Source organism: Arsukibacterium sp. UBA3155, assembly GCA_002364615.1.
In the GTDB taxonomy this organism is placed as follows: domain Bacteria; phylum Pseudomonadota; class Gammaproteobacteria; order Enterobacterales; family Alteromonadaceae; genus Alishewanella.
Map to the genome: position 1 here is coordinate 1 of DEYP01000030.1, position 13,232 is coordinate 13,232.

General features: G+C 49.1%; 10 protein-coding genes. 7 read left to right on the top strand and 3 right to left on the bottom strand.

Features of this window, described 5'->3' with window-relative positions; translation table 11 throughout:
* Positions 1–95: 95 nt before the first annotated feature.
* Positions 96–2,684 carry an ExeM/NucH family extracellular endonuclease gene (locus B2X65_RS17315; protein WP_290614814.1) on the bottom strand — a complete coding sequence of 863 codons (2,589 nt, stop codon included), beginning with the start codon at positions 2,682–2,684 and terminating at the stop codon, positions 96–98.
* A gap of 190 nt (positions 2,685–2,874) precedes the next feature.
* Between B2X65_RS17315 and B2X65_RS17320 the strand changes: the two genes are divergently transcribed.
* From B2X65_RS17320 to B2X65_RS17330, 3 genes are all read left to right on the top strand, one after another.
* Positions 2,875–3,156, top strand: coding sequence for a pyrimidine/purine nucleoside phosphorylase (locus tag B2X65_RS17320; RefSeq protein WP_290614816.1), 282 nt, complete (start codon positions 2,875–2,877; stop codon positions 3,154–3,156).
* Positions 3,157–3,188: 32 nt separating this feature from the next.
* Complete coding sequence (locus tag B2X65_RS17325) at positions 3,189–4,991, top strand: ABCB family ABC transporter ATP-binding protein/permease (RefSeq protein WP_290614818.1); 1,803 nt, start codon at positions 3,189–3,191, stop codon at positions 4,989–4,991.
* A gap of 66 nt (positions 4,992–5,057) precedes the next feature.
* Positions 5,058–5,375 (top strand): TraR/DksA family transcriptional regulator, encoded by a 318-nt coding sequence (locus tag B2X65_RS17330; RefSeq protein WP_290614819.1) that lies wholly within the window; start codon positions 5,058–5,060, stop codon positions 5,373–5,375.
* A gap of 57 nt (positions 5,376–5,432) precedes the next feature.
* On the opposite strand, the gene B2X65_RS17335 is transcribed toward B2X65_RS17330, so the two are convergent.
* Positions 5,433–6,332, bottom strand: a complete 900-nt coding sequence (locus B2X65_RS17335; protein ID WP_290614821.1) for a dienelactone hydrolase family protein — start codon at positions 6,330–6,332, stop codon at positions 5,433–5,435.
* A 192-nt stretch (positions 6,333–6,524) separates the two neighbouring features.
* Between B2X65_RS17335 and B2X65_RS17340 the strand changes: the two genes are divergently transcribed.
* Positions 6,525–7,490 (top strand): calcium/sodium antiporter, encoded by a 966-nt coding sequence (locus B2X65_RS17340; protein WP_290614823.1) that lies wholly within the window; start codon positions 6,525–6,527, stop codon positions 7,488–7,490.
* Positions 7,491–7,637: 147 nt separating this feature from the next.
* A complete protein-coding gene (locus B2X65_RS17345; protein WP_290614825.1) occupies positions 7,638–10,904 on the top strand; it encodes a S41 family peptidase in 3,267 nt (1,088 codons plus the stop codon).
* 54 nt (positions 10,905–10,958) lie between these two features.
* Here the strand turns inward: B2X65_RS17345 and B2X65_RS17350 are convergent, their stop codons facing one another.
* Positions 10,959–11,381 (bottom strand): VOC family protein, encoded by a 423-nt coding sequence (locus tag B2X65_RS17350; protein ID WP_290614827.1) that lies wholly within the window; start codon positions 11,379–11,381, stop codon positions 10,959–10,961.
* A 102-nt stretch (positions 11,382–11,483) separates the two neighbouring features.
* Here B2X65_RS17350 and soxR point away from each other — a divergent pair, with 102 nt between their 5' ends.
* Both soxR and B2X65_RS17360 read left to right on the top strand, forming a co-directional pair.
* Positions 11,484–11,942, top strand: a complete 459-nt coding sequence (soxR, locus tag B2X65_RS17355) for a redox-sensitive transcriptional activator SoxR (RefSeq protein ID WP_290614829.1) — start codon at positions 11,484–11,486, stop codon at positions 11,940–11,942.
* Positions 11,943–12,179: 237 nt separating this feature from the next.
* Positions 12,180–13,175 carry a hypothetical protein gene (locus B2X65_RS17360; protein ID WP_290614831.1) on the top strand — a complete coding sequence of 332 codons (996 nt, stop codon included), beginning with the start codon at positions 12,180–12,182 and terminating at the stop codon, positions 13,173–13,175.
* The last annotated feature ends 57 nt before the right edge of the window (positions 13,176–13,232 follow it).

Consider the following 13,232-nt stretch of genomic DNA (forward strand, 5'->3'; position numbering starts at 1 on the left):
ATTCTTATCTGATCGGCATTATGCCAATTGGCAGGTTTTTTTATGCTTAAAAGCTCAGGGCGAACAAAGCCTGCTTAGCTTTAGCATACCCTCTGTTAAAAATTTACCACCAGCGGTTCTGAGCACTGTGCGGTTGCATCCAGACACAAGCGGTATGTCGCACTGTTCACAACTGGATTTTTGAACTGGTCGTTGTAACGACCAGGCCGGCTTAGCGAGGCTACCGGGCTGTCATCGCGGTACAGGGTCAGGGCCTGGTCCACATCACTGCTCCAACGCAATTGTACCAGGGTTGCACCGGAACGGCTGCGGTTAACCCGGATAAGCTCCAGATTGATGTCGACCGGAGGGTAAACCGGTGCCAACTGCAGTGCTACAATCACCGGATCATGGTCAGACGAGCGATACGCATCCGGGGCATAGTAATCGAATATCTGTTGATCGGTTTTAAATTCAACGTTGTAATCCAGCGCTATCGGCTCGTCAGCGTTAATATTCCATTTATCAGCATCGGCCAGTACCTGTAGCGCATGCTGGTTTAACAAGGCATGGTCCAATGAACCGGCAAGCCCCTGAAACACATAACCATAGCTTGCTGTTTTACCTAGTACGTCAAACACATCATGGTAACCGGCCTGGGCAAGTGCCGTAATCGGATCTTCTTTGGCATAGGCATTTAAGTCACCGATCACCATCGCCGGAATATCAGCAAAGTATTGCTCAGCAAAAATGCCAATCGCTTCAGCAGCCCGGGTACGGCTTAAGTTACAGTTCCCCTGACCATCACCGCTATCGCCATCAGCTGCACCACAACCCGAGCCCTTAGACTTAAGATGGTTAACCATTACCGCAAATTCGGCATTATTTTCCAGTAAACGGAAACGTTGTGCCAGCATCGGCCGGTTGCGGCTGTCATCAAATAGTGGCTGACCACTGCCATCCACAGCTGAATTACCGGAATCTAGCAAACGAGAGGCCTCTGCAGGCACCAGTAAATCGGCACGGTACAGCAAGCCAACTGCAATTTCATCGGTACCGATAGGGCTTACCTGCGCCTGCACAAATTGCCAATCCATCTGGCCCGTTGTCTGGCGCAAACCCGCCACTAAATCAGCGATGGCAGAAGTGGCAGCAAAACCATCATTTTCCAGCTCCATTAAGCCGATCACACTGGCGTCCAAACCTGCCATGGCGGCCAGAATTTTCGCACGCTGGCGTTCAAACTCTACCGCTGAATCTGCACCGCGCGAGGTTGGGAAACCGCCACCCATGCCGTCACCGTTAAAGTAATTCAGCACGTTAAAACTGGCCACTTTAACGTTACCGTCAGCCAACAAAGCCGGAGCAGCGCTTCTTGGGTTATCTGCCAGAATGGTCACCGGGTTGCTCGGCATAATCCGGTATTCATTAAACGAATAATATAAAGTACCTGTTAAACCTACCACGGTATCACCACCGCGCACCGAATTAGCTGCGCTTAGTCCAGGTGCAGGATACGGCACCAGCGCCGGGTTCTGTACTGTGCTGTTGTCGTCCAGAATAATCCGGTTTAGTTGATGGGCAGCGGCCAGAGCAATAGCGTCTGCCCCGGGTGCCACAACCTGAGTAGGCGTATAGCGACGACCATTTGCTAAGGTAAGCTCACCAAAACGTCCCAGCGCAAACGTCTCATTTACGGTCAGCGGCTCTGAAAAGCTGACCAGCATGCCCTCATGCGCCTCCCAGTAAGCCATATCAGGCACCGGCAATTGCAATTCGGTTGCTGCAGGTATTGCCGCAGTACCACAGTCAATGGTGGCAGCAACATCAGTAAGCTGAGTCATGGTAAAGAATTCGGCAACCTTAGCCTGTAATCTAACGCGTTGACCGGCCACTACTGCCAGGTTATCACTGCCGGTGAACACGAATACGCCTTCAGAGGTCATTGGATCGCTGTCTTGCTCAAACGACGCCGATTGAATGTTAAAGCCACGCAGTCCAGGTAGTGTTTGGGTAACAACCGCTTCAACGACCAGCGTCTGCCCCACTAGCGGACTGGTATCGCCGCTGCCCTGAATTTGGTGGATCGGCGTAAATGGTGCACCGCAACTTAAATCAAAGTCCGGATCCGGATCCGGGTCACCCGGGCCGCCGCCTTCGCCATTAAATAAGCCAATATCGCTGAAATCATCCTGGGGGAAACCTAACCATTGATCAGCAGGCTCAAACGTATCCAACGCGTTGCTATCGTAGCTAACTGCGGCACGACGTAAGGTATCATTTGCCGTGGTGATATTTCCTGATCCCCAGGCTGAACCCGGGTCAAAACCAATCTGACCAATACTGTCGATCACCTGACCACCTTTGGTCAGGGTAATGGCATCGTCACCATTCCAGAGTCCGCCACCGAGGGTCTGATCCGCCAGACCGAGTAGTTCTTCAGACGCGCTGGCAGAAACAAACACATAAGTTGCACCTGCTGCCAGCTCACCGTTTAATGCTACGCTGACGCCCGCGCTGGCACTGCCATTAAAAAACACGTTTATCCGGTAATCTGCCAGATTTAACGTGGTGTCGGTCGGGTTAAAAAATTCTAACGCTTTATTATTACCCGAGCCTTCAACATATTCAGAAATAAAGAGCTCAGCATGCGCTGCAGGCGCTAACAGTATTGCAATACTGGCCGCTAAAAGTGTTTTTTTCATCGTGATTCCCTGAGATTATTGTTATTAAATAAATAAAACAAAGCGTCTTACCATAGCGCTAATTTATGTCATTTTCATTAACATTTTGCAAAATAACCAACTGTTTATTTTACATGGTAATGTCAGTTTTTTTTACTGGGAAAACCAGTGGTTTTAAGGTTTACTAGTACGCTTACTTTAAGGAGAAGACATGTTTAACGTAAATCAGTATTTTGATGGCAAAGTTGCATCTATCGCGTTTGCCGGCGAACAACTTCCTGCCACCGTGGGAGTGATGGCGCCAGGTGAATATGAATTTGGTACCAGTCAGCACGAAGTAATGACGGTAATAAGTGGTGCATTAACGGTATTACTGCCCGGCACTACTGACTGGCAAACGTTTAACAGCGGCCAGCATTTTAACGTTGCGGCTAATGTGAAATTTCAGGTAAAGGTAAACCAGGATACCGCTTACCTGTGTACTTATGCATAATACTCATTAGTGATCATTAAATAGAGCAGTCTATGCGCGGCATGCGAAGTACAGCTAAACAACCGGAACCGCAAAAGCGCCCCGAGGCACTGCAACTGGGCCAGACCATCGCCACACTCTGGCCTTATTTAATGGCATTTAAAGGCCGGGTGTTGCTGGCTATATTGGCGCTTATTGCCGCCAAAGCTGCAACGCTAACCATGCCCTGGGCCTTAAAAGAAATTATTGATGCGCTCGACCCTACCGTCAGCAGCGTGGTGCTGCTGCCTGTTGCGTTACTGTTATTGTATGGCGGGCTGCGGTTTGCCACGGTATTTTTTGGCGAGTTGCGCGACGCCCTGTTTGGCCGGGTGACTGAACACGCCATGCGCCAGATTGGTCTGAAAGTATTTAAACATTTGCATAGCCTGGAGCTGGCGTTTCATCTGGATCGGCAAACCGGCGGCATCAGTCGTGATATTGAGCGAGGCAGCAATGGCCTGAGCTTTCTGATGCGTTTTTTAATGTTTAATATCGTGCCTACCCTGTTCGAAATACTGGCGGTAGCCGTCATATTCAGCCTGTTGTTCTCGCCGTTGTATGCCGTTATTACCGTAATTGCCGTAGCGCTTTATATCTTTTTTACCGTGTCGGTAACCGAATGGCGCAATAAGTTTATCCGAGAGGCCAACCAGGCAGACAACACCACTAACAGCCGTGCGGTCGACAGCCTGTTAAACTACGAAACGGTCAAGTACTTTAACAATGAAGCGTATGAAGCAAAAACATACGACGGCTTTCTGGCCAGCTGGGAGCAGGCCCGGCTGAAAAACCGCTTAAGTTTGCTGGCGCTAAACTCAGGACAGGCGCTGATCATTGCTGGCGCCATAACCAGCCTGATGTGGCTGGCTGCGGCAGAAGTGCGCGCCGGTAATATCAGTCTTGGCGAACTGGTAATGGTTAATGCTTACATGATCCAGCTGTTTTTGCCGCTGAATTTTTTAGGTTTTGTTTACCGCGAAATTCGCCGCGCCCTCACCGATCTGGAAAATATGCTGGGGCTGCTTAGCCGCCAACCCGCCATTGCCGACACCCCGGATGCGAAGGCACTTACGGTTAGCCACGGCGGTATCACCTTTAACAATGTCCAATTTGCTTACCAGGCTAATCGCGCTATTTTGCAGGGGCTAAGCTTTACCGTGCCCGCTGGCAGTAAGGTGGCTATTGTCGGTGCCAGTGGCGCGGGAAAAAGCACCCTGTCCCGCCTGCTTTATCGTTTTTATGCCATTACCGGTGGTCAAATCAAGATTGATGATCAGGACATCAATAGCGCAACGCTGGACAGCCTGCGCCGTGCAATCGCCATCGTGCCACAAGATACGGTGCTGTTTAACAGCAGCATCCGCGATAATATTCAATATGGCAACCCGGATGCCAGTGGCTCAGAGGTTGATCAGGCCATCGAGCTGGCACATTTGCGTAAATTTATTGATAGCCTGCCACAAGGTGACGCCACCATAGTAGGTGAGCGCGGTTTAAAAGTCTCCGGAGGCGAAAAGCAGCGGATTGCTATTGCCCGCGCCATTTTAAAAAAATCCCCGATCCTGGTATTCGATGAAGCCACTTCGGCACTCGATTCCAGTGCCGAGCAAGCTATTTTGCAAGCCATGCGCGAAGTGGCCCGCAACCATACCAGCCTGGTCATTGCCCACCGGCTGTCTACTATTACCGACGCCGATAACATCATCGTGTTAAAAGACGGCATGGTGGCCGAGCAAGGCAATCATCAGCAATTAATTGCCCGCCAGGGCGAATACGCCAGGATGTGGCAATTACAGCAACAACAGCAGACATGAGACAGATCAACCCCTTAACCTTAAAAGCAGGCTATGCTTAGACTGAGGGTAAAAAGGGGGTTCATCATGCAGATACAACAGTTAAAACATAAATTATTAGTGCACAAAATGCAGTTAGAACGTCAATTGTCTGCTAACCATCACGATTTTCTGCGAAGTGCTGATTCTGCCGAACAAGCCGCTGAGCGAGAAAGCGAGCAGATACTAAGCAGTCTGGAACTTAATGCTGCCGAAGAATTAAAGCAAATTGATATTGCACTGCAACGCATGGAGCATGGCGAGTACTTAAATTGTAGCCATTGTGGCGAGGCTATTGGACTGGAAAGGTTAAATGCCGTACCCTTCACCACCTTGTGTATCAGCTGCGCCAATACACCCGTGTAGCGCCAGCCTGCCTTTGAGCGACAAGCTGGCTGTTTAAAGGATTACTGGCAGAGCGTGTTAACTCAGGTGTTGCTTAAAGAAGGCTACAGTGCGTTGCCAGGCCAGCTCCGCCATTTCTTCGTTGTAGCGTGCGGTAGAGTCATTGTGAAAGCCATGGTGCGACTCTGGATAGCGGTGTACGGTAAATGTTTTATTATGCTGCTGCAGTAATGCTTCAGCCTCAGGCCACATCGCATTTACCCGGGTATCGAGCTCACCTAACTGCACCAGTAACGGCGCTTTAATGTCAGCAATTTTATCGGCTGGCGGTGGCGAGCCATAAAATGGCACACCGGCATCCACCACATCGGGCAATTCCGCTGCCAGCAAGCCGGTCATGGCACCACCAAAGCAAAAACCGACTACCCCCAGTTTACCGCTGCCGCCATCAACCTTATTTAACCAGGTTGCTGCCGCTTTTAAATCAGCAATAATTTTCTGACCATCCATACTGCGCTGCATTTGTCGGCCATCGTCGTCATTGCCCGGATAGCCGCCTAGTGGCCACAGCGCGTCAGGCGCAAAAGCAATAAAGCCGGCTTTGGCTAAACGACGGGCCACATCTTCAATATAGGGGTTTAAGCCACGGTTTTCGTGTATCACCAGCACGGTTGGAAGCGCAGATTCGGCTTTAGCAGGTTTTACCAGATAGCCTCGCCCCTCCCCATGCCCCTCTGGCGAAGGAAAAGTCTGATAGGTAGCGGTAATATCAGGGTCATTGAATGACACTTGTTCTGCCAGCGCATAATTCGGTAATAAGCCACCAAGAATACTGGCCGCGGTGGCCGTGCCAATGGCCAGGCCGCCAATAGCCGTTAGAAAATCCCGGCGGTTTAACATGCCATGAGCATATTTATCGTATAACTCATATGCTTTGGCCGGAATAGCTGAAGGTTGTTCTTTTTTGTTGTTGTTCATCGTTTTTCCTGTTTTACCGTTTTTTTGATTACAGATTGCAATAACGCAACACGATCTTTTTGCCTACGCTGATAGGTTCAGTAAAGTTTAGTATAACAGCTGAAAAATAGTTGCTGCTGAACGCTGCGCTCAGTGGAAAATAGTGTTGCAACTGATATGCTATGCAACAGTATTCTCAACGGGGACAACCTTATGTTACTGGCAGTGTTAGCGTTAGTTTTTGGCCTGACGTTATTGGTCTGGAGTGCTGATCGTTTTGTTGATGGTGCCGCAGCGACGGCTCGCTTTGGTGGCATGCCGCCATTACTTATTGGTATGTTGGTGGTGGGTTTTGGTACGTCGGCTCCTGAAATGGTGGTGTCTGCCATGGCCGCTGCTGATGGCAACCCCGCCCTGGCGCTCGGTAATGCTTATGGCTCTAATATTACCAATATTGCGCTCATTATAGGTTTGGTTGCGCTTATCAGCCCGATAAATGTGCACTCGCAGGTCATTAAAAAAGAATTACCTTTGTTGCTGGCCATTACCCTGTTTGCTGGCTGGCAATTGTTTGATCATCAGCTAAGCCGGTTAGATGCCTGGTGCTTACTCGGCGTATTTGCTGCAGTTATGGCCTGGTCGGTATGGCAAGGCATGCGTAACCCCCAGGATGCCATGGCAGCCGATGTTAATACCGAAATCAGCAATAATACCATGACACTAAAGCAGGCATTAATGTGGCTGGTACTGGGCCTGATTTTGCTGATTATTGCTTCACGCTTTCTGGTTTATGGCGCTGTTTACATCGCGCAGGGTCTGGGTGTCAGTGATTTAGTGATTGGTTTAACCGTTGTTGCCGTCGGCACCTCGTTACCAGAACTGGCGTCGTCATTAATGGCCATCAAGAAAGGCGAACATGATATTGCCCTGGGTAATATTATCGGGTCTAACCTGTTTAATACCTTAGCCGTGGTCGGTATTGCCGCACTCATTAAGCCAATGGCGGTCGATCCGGTAGTGCTTACCCGCGATTATACCCTGATGTTTGGTTTAACTGTCGCCTTACTGGTACTGGGCATTGGTATCAAAAAAGCCGGCCGTATTAACCGTTTAGAAGGCGCGTTATTGCTGGCGGTATTTTTTGGCTACACCGGCTTCTTAATCAGCACGGCGTTCTGATACCTATCTATACTTCTGTGCGGCTGATGGCTTACATTAGTCGCACAGAAAACTCTGCTTACAGTTTTTGACATCAACAATTGTTATCCTGTGCTATTACTTGTGGGTTATTTTTTTAAAACCACAATAAAAATGCAGGGGACTCTGATGTTTAAACCCAAAAAACTGGCCATGTTATGTTGTATCGGCCTGGGCCTTAGCGCCACCGCCGCCGTCGCAAACGATGGCACCCGCTTATTGCAACAACCCGATATATCAGCCAATCAGCTGGCATTTGTTTACGGGGGCGATATCTGGCTTACCGACCGCAATGGCCAGAACCCACGACAGCTCACCAGCCACCCTGCCAGTGAATTTGCGCCAAAATTCTCGCCCGACGGCAACTGGCTGGCGTTTTCAGCCAGTTACGATAACAATACCGATGTTTATGTAATGCCTGCCAGTGGCGGCCCGGCCAGCCGGCTGACGTTTCACCCGGATGCTGACACCGTTAATGGCTGGAGCCCCGATGGCAAAAGCATTGTGTTCGCGTCGAACCGCGAAATTGCCAACAGCCGCAGTAACCAGTTATACACAATAAGTGTTGAAGGCGGTTACCCGGAAAAGCTGATGGAAGCGGTTGCCTATGAAGGACAGCTATCTGATAACGGCAAAAAACTGGCTTACCGGCCAAATAATATGGCCTACAGCGGTGCCAGTGGCTGGCGGCTGCATCGCGGTGGCAGCACCCCACCGGTCTGGATTATCGATTTAGAAAAACAGCAGCTGGAGAAAATCCCCCACCCTAATGCTAATGAATTTAACCCGTTCTGGCTCGGCGATACGGTGTATTTTTTATCAGACCGCGATAATACCGCCGTTAACCTGTTTCAGTACCGTGATAAGCAGGTAAAACAGTTAACTAACAATACTGACTGGGATCTACGCAGCGCGGCCGGCCACGACAACAGCATCGTCTATGAGGCGGGCGGTTTCCTGCATCAGTTTGATGTTAATAGTGGCCAGAGTAAGCCCATTAATATCAGTATTACCACGCAATCAGCCCAGAAACGGCCACAGTGGAAAGACGCCAGTAAAACCTTAACCAGCGCCCGCTTATCCACTACCGGACAGCGGGTTATTGTCAGTGCCCGTGGTGATATTTTTACCGTACCGGTAGAAGATGGCAGCAGCCGTAATTTAACCCAAACGAGTGGCGTGCGTGAATTTGATGGCCTATGGAGCCCCGATGCCACTAAACTGGCTTACATTTCTGATGCCGGTAATAAGCATCAGCTGGTGCTGGAAAATCAGGATGGCTTAAGTGAGCCGGAAGTATTTGCATTAGCCGATACCGGCTACTTTAACCTGCTGAGCTTCTCACCCGATGGCAACCTGATTGTCTATCACGATAATCATTTAAACCTGTATGCGTTTAATCTTAAAACCAAGCGCAGTCAAAAACTCGATACGTCATTACGGCGCACAGACTTTAATGTGTCGTTCTCCCCTGACAGCCGCTACCTGGCCTATACCGTATCCGGTGCAAACTACTTTAGCCAAATTAAATTATTTGATTTTCAAAACAATAAGGCCACTCAGATCACTGACGGTATGAGCGAAGCGAACGATCCGGTATTTACTCAGGATTATTTGTACTTTACCGCATCGGTCAACAGTGGTCCGTCGCAGGTTGGCCTGGATTTATCCACCCAGGAACGGCCGTTACGAAAAGCTATTTATGCCTATGTGCTGGCCAGTGATGGTAAATCACCATTGCTGCCGAAAAGCGGTGATGAACCGGCAAAAGCTACAGCTAAAAAAGATGACAAAAAGAGCAAAGATGAGGATAAGCCAGCGGTAAAACCGGTAAAACTTGATCTGAACGGTCTGCAAAACCGGATTGTTGCCCTGCCAATAGCCGAGCGTAATTATGACAGTTTAAGTGTTGCTGACGATGGTGCGCTGTTTTATCTGGAGCGCACTCAGCCCGGCATAAGCAACGAGCTACCTGGCTCGGATAGCCGCAATAGCGCCACCTTATACCGCTTCGACTTTGAAGAGAAAAAAGCAGAAGCTGTTACCCAGGATATTGCCAGTTACAGTTTAAGTGACGATGGCAAAAAAATGCTGTTACTGAGCGTGCCGAATAAACTGCAGGTCGCTGATACCAAAGCCAAACCCGAACCCAAAGCGGTGTCAATGGCAGAGGTTCGCAGCTTTGTTGAGCCGGCAAAAGAATGGCAGCAAATTTTTGATGATGCCTGGCGCATGCAAAAAGAGTTTTTTTATGATGCCAAACTGCATGGCATTAACTGGCAGGCCATTTACGACAAGTACCAGCCAATGCTTAAGCATGTGCAGCGCCGGGAAGATTTAAACGACGTGCTGGTACAAATGATTGCCGAATTGCAGGTGGGCCACAACCGGATTGGCGGTGGTGATGTGCATCAGGAAAGCAGCAGCAAAGTGGGCTTACTGGGCGCAGACTTTGTGATTAACAATGGCAAGTATCAGTTTAAAACGGTGTACACCGGCGATCGCTGGAGCCCGTTTTTAAATGCGCCGCTTAATGTCCCGGGCGCCAGTGCTAAAGCCGGTGATTATTTACTGGCAATTAATGGCGAACAACTGACTGCCAGCGACAATGTGTTTGCCCTGTTGGATAACACCCAAGGCAAGCAAGTCGTGCTAAGCATTAGCGATGATGCCCGCGGCAAAAACCAGCGCAACATTACTGTAGAACCGGTGGCCAGTGAGAATCAGCTGCGACTGTGGCATTGGGTTGAGCAGAACCGTAAGTTAGTGGCCGACAAAACCGACGGTAAGGTCGCTTATGTTTATCTGCCCAATACCGCCGATGGTGGCTTTTACTTCTTTAACCGCATGTTCTTTGCCCAGACCGATAAACCGGCGGTTATTCTGGACGAGCGTAAAAATGGCGGTGGTCAGGCAGCTAACTACATTACGGAAATTCTGGCCCGGCCGTTTTTATCTGGCTGGAAAGACCGCGATGGCCTGATCTTTACCACACCAGGCGCCGGCATTTATGGCCCGAAAACCATGCTGATTGATCAAGACGCCGGCTCAGGCGGCGATTTCCTGCCATGGGCCTTTAAGCGGCTTAATCTGGGCACCACCATCGGCACCCGTACCTGGGGTGGTTTAATTGGTATTTCTACCAATCCACCGATGATCGACGGTGGCTTTCACGTAGTACCGTTTTTCCGCTTCTACACCCCGGACGGCGAGTGGCGCGTAGAGAACGAAGGTGTGGCGCCGGATATTGAGGTTGAACTGGATCCGATAGCGGTTAATAAAGGCATCGATGTGCAGTTAAACCGGGCTATTGAGCATACTTTAAAAGAGCTGAAAGCCAACCCGCCCAAAGATCACAGTAAGGCACCGGCCATGCCGACCAAGCTGGGTTTGTAATCTTTAACATCTAGTCAAAAAACCGCTGCCTGGCAGCGGTTTTTTTATCCGGTTTTAGCGGTCCTGGTTTAAATTCCGCTCGGCCGGGTGATCACTTAAATATTCAACAAACTCCACTTCAAAGCCGGCCGGGTCCACAAAGTAGATGTTTTTCCGAAACGGCTCATCAGCACCCGTTTTGGCAATGGCATAACCGGCATTATTCAGCCGGGCAATCACCCCATCCAGGTTAGTCGTCACATAAGCAAAATGAGCAAAACCGACGCTGTGCCCAGCCAACTCGCGATTGTTACCTTCACCGTGATCGCTTAGTGCCAGATAGTGATAATCGTCGCCAAAGTGCAGCCATTTTCGCGGCTTGCCATACCATTCCCCTTCGCCTTCATCCCTAATGCGCCAGTGTGGAAAAGCTGCGCGGTAAAACTGCAGCATCGCATCGATATCGGCTACTACCAGATTAACGTGTTCTAAATACATAGCTTGTCTCCTTGCATTAATTCGACCGGCAGGTTAAAACCTCAACCTAAGTTGAGGTAAAGTGTTTTTTTAGGGTTGGCGAAAAAAAATTTCGGAGCAGAAATGGCAGAGGCAACATGGAGTGTCGGGCGGGTGGCGAAGCGTTGTGGTGTTAAGGTAAGCACCTTGCACTTTTACGAGCAAAAGGGTCTGATTAAAAGCTGGCGTAATAACGGCAATCAGCGCCGTTACAAACCCGAGGTACTGCGGCGTATTTCAATCATTAAAGCCGCTCAGAAACTGGGCATCAGCCTGGATGAAGTAAAGCAGGCCTTTTTGTCGCTGCCGGATAACCGCACCCCCACCACCGAAGACTGGCAATTGCTATCGACTAACTGGCAGCAAATGCTTGATGCCAGAATTAGCTATATGCAAAAACTCCGTGACCAGCTCACCGGCTGCATTGGTTGTGGCTGTTTAAGCATGAACAGCTGCCCGCTGTATAACCCGGACGATATATTGGCAGCGAAAGGTAACGGCCCGGTACTGTTGGATCAGTCATCAGCACAGCATCAGACTTAGTGTTGCCCTAAGGCAGATACGTCAGGGTCTTTTACAAATTCTATTTTCCCCAAACAATCTAAAGTAGTAAGTGCTTGTATAAAAAGCGTATTACTAATACGGTTTAAATCTTGCTTAGTTTTTAAGCAGCTACCTTAACACCCTTGCTAAAGCAGTACCTGTAGCTTATCCATTCCTGCCATGTCGTAACTGGTGAGAATAACGCATACGTTGTATCGTTAATGTTAAGGAATATCTATGTCTACAAAACTAAAACTACTTACCCTGCCATTGTTAGCGTTGTTTTTGTTTGCCCAGTTTGCCGAAGCAACGCTGGTCAGGTCTGGCGGCAGAGGCGACGCTAGCAGAAATTTCTCCCAGGCTTTTTATTATGTCGATAACCAGTATTTAAATGAAGTGGGTATTATTGAATCAGCCTTTAATTTTGATGCCCCTTTTGCCGCTAACAGTATTTTGCGCGCCGTCGGCGGTGGCGGCCGTGGTCTAGGTTCCGTGCCGAATGACTGTATTAATGGCTATACCCAGGACGATTTGGATAACTTAGACCAGGAGATAAGCTTTCTGCAAGACGATTTTAACGACGGCCTGATCACAGAAGCAGAATTTGATGCTGCGGTTGCTGCATTAGAGTTTGCGATTTATGGCGAGCCTTGTGTATGGGAATTTAACCAGGGTGATGCGCTTTCAATGTTTGGCTTTTTCAGCCTGTATTTTGATACGCCGGATATCAGCTACGACGTTAACTGGTTAGTTGATGGCGTTTCTCTGCCCGGCGATATTAATACCGCTGGTGATCTGGTAACGCCTGACGGTACTATTGAAGAGGGCTGGGTTACCTTAAATACCCCTCCTACTTCTGCCTTTGCCCCCGGCGATTATATGGCTTATGTAAGTGTTGGCCTTTCTGCCCCGAATGGCCGGTTTTTTATGACCAGTAACCAGCCGGACTATGAAATTGTATTTGAAGAAAAATGTATCGAAAAACCAAACCCTGATTTTGATCCTGATGCCGGAAATGACCCCTTTATTCAGGTATGTGGCTATACCAATGTCGACAGAAACGATTCAGAAGTGAATAACCCGACCATGTCGTTTTTCTCTGATGGTGAAATATTGCTTATTCTGCCGGCCATTGACGGCCCGGTAACCGTTAATGCTCCAGCATCTATTGCGCTGTTTTTAGCAGGCGTATTAACGATGGGCTTAAGAAGACAACGTAAAACCCAAAGCTAAAGTTTTATAATCTTGAAATAAAAAAACAGAACAGGTGAAAACCTGTTTTGTTTTTTT

Excerpts from the sequence above, each read along its gene's own strand:
- B2X65_RS17315 (WP_290614814.1), bottom strand. The coding sequence starts at position 2,684 with ATGAAAAAAACACTTTTAGCGGCCAGTATTGCAATACTGTTAGCGCCT.
- B2X65_RS17320 (WP_290614816.1), top strand. The coding sequence starts at position 2,875 with ATGTTTAACGTAAATCAGTATTTTGATGGCAAAGTTGCATCTATCGCG.
- B2X65_RS17325 (WP_290614818.1), top strand. The coding sequence starts at position 3,189 with ATGCGCGGCATGCGAAGTACAGCTAAACAACCGGAACCGCAAAAGCGC.
- B2X65_RS17330 (WP_290614819.1), top strand. The coding sequence starts at position 5,058 with ATGCAGATACAACAGTTAAAACATAAATTATTAGTGCACAAAATGCAG.
- B2X65_RS17335 (WP_290614821.1), bottom strand. The coding sequence starts at position 6,332 with ATGAACAACAACAAAAAAGAACAACCTTCAGCTATTCCGGCCAAAGCA.
- B2X65_RS17340 (WP_290614823.1), top strand. The coding sequence starts at position 6,525 with ATGTTACTGGCAGTGTTAGCGTTAGTTTTTGGCCTGACGTTATTGGTC.
- B2X65_RS17345 (WP_290614825.1), top strand. The coding sequence starts at position 7,638 with ATGTTTAAACCCAAAAAACTGGCCATGTTATGTTGTATCGGCCTGGGC.
- B2X65_RS17350 (WP_290614827.1), bottom strand. The coding sequence starts at position 11,381 with ATGTATTTAGAACACGTTAATCTGGTAGTAGCCGATATCGATGCGATG.
- soxR (WP_290614829.1), top strand. The coding sequence starts at position 11,484 with ATGGCAGAGGCAACATGGAGTGTCGGGCGGGTGGCGAAGCGTTGTGGT.
- B2X65_RS17360 (WP_290614831.1), top strand. The coding sequence starts at position 12,180 with ATGTCTACAAAACTAAAACTACTTACCCTGCCATTGTTAGCGTTGTTT.